Source organism: Micrococcus sp. LASM2_SD2, assembly GCF_057364565.1.
Genome location: NZ_JBNFOB010000261.1, coordinates 1 through 3,039 on the forward strand (window position 1 = coordinate 1; position 3,039 = coordinate 3,039).

1 protein-coding gene and 2 pseudogenes are annotated in these 3,039 nt (G+C 73.7%); all 3 read right to left on the reverse strand.

Going from position 1 to position 3,039, the window contains the following annotated elements:
- Positions 1-47: 47 nt before the first annotated feature.
- Positions 48-1,502: a ribosome biogenesis GTPase Der gene (gene der, locus AC2W7A_RS11065; RefSeq protein WP_485991395.1), complete on the reverse strand. Its 1,455-nt coding sequence runs from the start codon at positions 1,500-1,502 to the stop codon at positions 48-50.
- Between the two features lie 83 nt (positions 1,503-1,585).
- Positions 1,586-2,289: pseudogene (cmk, locus tag AC2W7A_RS11070) on the reverse strand ((d)CMP kinase).
- Between the two features lie 85 nt (positions 2,290-2,374).
- Positions 2,375-3,039 (reverse strand): annotated as a pseudogene (locus tag AC2W7A_RS11075) (prephenate dehydrogenase dimerization domain-containing protein); the annotation flags it as partial.

Sequence of the window (3,039 nt, forward strand, 5' to 3'; positions counted from 1 at the left end):
CCGTCGTCGGGAAGGGACCGGGCCTGCGGGCCCGGTCCGGCGCCGGGTCAGCGGCGGCGGCCGCGCTTCTCGCGCACGCGCATGCCGATCTCGATCGGGGTGCCCACGAAGCCGAAGGTCTCGCGCAGGCGGCGGGTGATGAAGCGGCGGTAGCCCGGGTCCAGGAAGCCCGTGGTGAAGAGCACGAACTTCGGCGGCCGGGAGGACGCCTGGGTGGCGAACAAGATGCGCGGCTGCTTGCCTCCGCGCAGCGGGTGCGGGTGGGCCGCCACGAGCTCGCCGAGGAAGGCGTTGAGCTTGCCGGTGGGGATGCGGGTCTCCCAGGACTCCAGGGCCGTGTCCAGCGCCGGGACCAGGCGGTCCTTGTGCCAGCCGGTCTTCGCGGAGATGTTCACGCGCGGGGCCCAGGCCACATGGGCCAGGTCGCGGTCGATCTCCCGCTCGAGGTCGTGGCGGCGCTCCTCGTCCACCTGGTCCCACTTGTTGTAGGCCAGCACGAGGGCGCGGCCGGACTCCAGGGCCATCTGGACGATGCGCACGTCCTGTTCGGAGATCACCTGGTTCGCCTCGAGCAGCACGACGGCCACCTCGGCACGGTCCAGGGCGGACGCGGTGCGCAGGGACGCGTAGTAGTCCGAGCCGTGGGCCATGTGCTGGCGGCGGCGGATGCCGGCGGTGTCCACGAAGCGCCACAGGCGACCGCCGAGCTCCACGAGCTCGTCCACCGGGTCGCGAGTGGTGCCGGCCAGGTCGTCCACCACCACGCGGTCGGAGCCGGCCAGCTTGTTCAGCAGCGAGGACTTGCCCACGTTCGGACGGCCGATCAGCGCGATGCGGCGCGGGCCGCCGCGCGGGATCAGACCGCCGTAGCCGGACTCCCGCGGCAGCTCCTCGAGGGCGGCGTCCAGCAGGTCCGCCGTGCCCCGGCCGTGGATGGCCGAGACCGGGTACGGGTAGCCGAAGCCCAGGGACCACAGCTGCGCGGCGTCGGCCTCCTGCATGGCGTCGTCCACCTTGTTGGCGGCCACGATCACGGGGCGGCCCTTGCGGCGGAGCATGCTCACCACGGCCTCGTCGGTGGAGGTCATGCCCACGGTGGCGTCCACCACGAACACCACGGCGTCGGCGACGTCGACGGCGAGCTCGGCCTGGTCGGCCACGCGCTTGTGGATGCCCTTGGCGTCGTGCTCCCAGCCGCCGGTGTCCACCACGGTGAACACGCGGCCGTTCCACTCGGCCTCGTAGGAGACGCGGTCGCGGGTGACGCCCGGGACGTCCTCGACGACGGCCTCGCGGCGGCCGATGATGCGGTTGACCAGCGTGGACTTGCCCACGTTCGGGCGGCCCACGATCGCCAGGACCGGCGGGACCGGAGCGTCGGGCAGCTCGGCCTCGTCGTCGTCCCAGCCGGTGAGCAGGGAGGCGTCGTCCTCGTCGAGGTTGTAGTCCTCCAGGCCGGCGCGCAGGGAGGCGGCGCGGGCGTCGGTCTCCTCGTCGGTCATGGCGGCCAGGCGCTCGTCCACCTGGTCCTCGTGCTCGGGGATGTAGTCCTCCCCCTCGACGGGGAGGAGCTTGTCGTTCTCGCTCACGGGCGGGGTCCTTCCACGGCCGGGGCTCCGGCCTGCTGCTGCACGGCGGCCAGCACGGCCGCGACGGTCTGGTCGAAGTCCAGCTCCGAGGAGTCCACGAGGGCCACGCCCTCGGCGGGGCGCTCGAAGCTGGAATGGGCGGAGTCGGTCCGGTCGCGGCCGGCGACCTGCGCCTTCAGGGTCTGGGCGTCCACGCCGGAGGCGGCTGCGGTGAGCTGGCCGGAGCGGCGTGCCATGCGGACCTGCTCGGAGGCGGTCAGCAGGACGCGCGCCTCGGCGTCCGGGGCCACCACGGTGGTCACGTCGCGTCCCTCGGCCACGATCCGGCCGGCGCGCTCGATCTCGTCGCGCTGGCGCCCCTGCAGGATCTCGCGCACCGGGATGATGCAGGCGACCTGGGAGACCACGGCGGTGACCTCGGGGGTGCGGATGGCCTCAGTGACGTCGTGCCCGCCGACGGCGACGTGCTCGACGTCCGGGTCGGTGGACTGGGTCAGCTCCATCTCGCGCACGGCCTCGGTGACGGCCTCGGCGTCGTCCAGGTCCACGCCCTCGTGCACGCAGTGCCAGGCCGCGGCCCGGTACATGGCGCCGGTGTCCAGGTAGACGGCGCCGAGGCAGCGGGCCACCTGCTTGGACACGGAGGACTTGCCGGAGCCGGACGGCCGTCGACGGCCACCACGAGGCGTCCGGAGGCCACGGGGGCGACATCGGTCGGGGTGCCGGTGACGTCGACGACGCCGTCCACGGCCGGGCTCTGAGTCGGGTTCGGGTTCTCGGTCATCTCAGACCACCTTCCATCCGCGTTCGGTCAGGGCGGCCGCCAGCTCCTCGCGGCGGCCGGGCAGCACGGAGATCTCCAGCATGCCCACCTCGTGGCCCGAGGCGTGGTCCATGCGCAGGTCCTCCACGTTGACGCCGGTGTCGCCGGTGGCCTGCAGGACCGCGGCGATCTGTCCGGGAGTGTCGTCCACAACCACGGTCACCACGGCGAAGGCCTGCGGTGGGGCGCCGTGCTTGCCGGGGATGCGGGCCTGTCCGGCGTTGCCCTCGGCGATCAGCTGCGCGATGTCCAGGCGCGCCCCCGGCGCCTCGGGGTCCTCGAGGTGCCGATCAGCCGGTCCAGGTCCGCGCGCACGCCGTGGAGGATGTCCACCAGCCGCGGAGCGTTGCCGGCGAGGATCTGCACCCAGAGCTGCGGGTCGGAGGCGGCGATCCGGGTGGTGTCCCGCAGCCCGTTGCCGGCCAGCGCCAGGGAGGCCGCGGGGGTGTCCTGCAGCCGGGACGCCACCAGGGAGGCGGCGACCTGCGGCAGGTGGGAGATCAGCGCGACGGAGGCGTCGTGCTCCCCCGCGTCCATGGTGTGCACGGTGGCACCGGTGGCGGCGGCCAGCGCCTCGGCGGCGGCGACGGCCTCCGGCGCGGTGTCCGGCTCGGCGCAGACCACCCA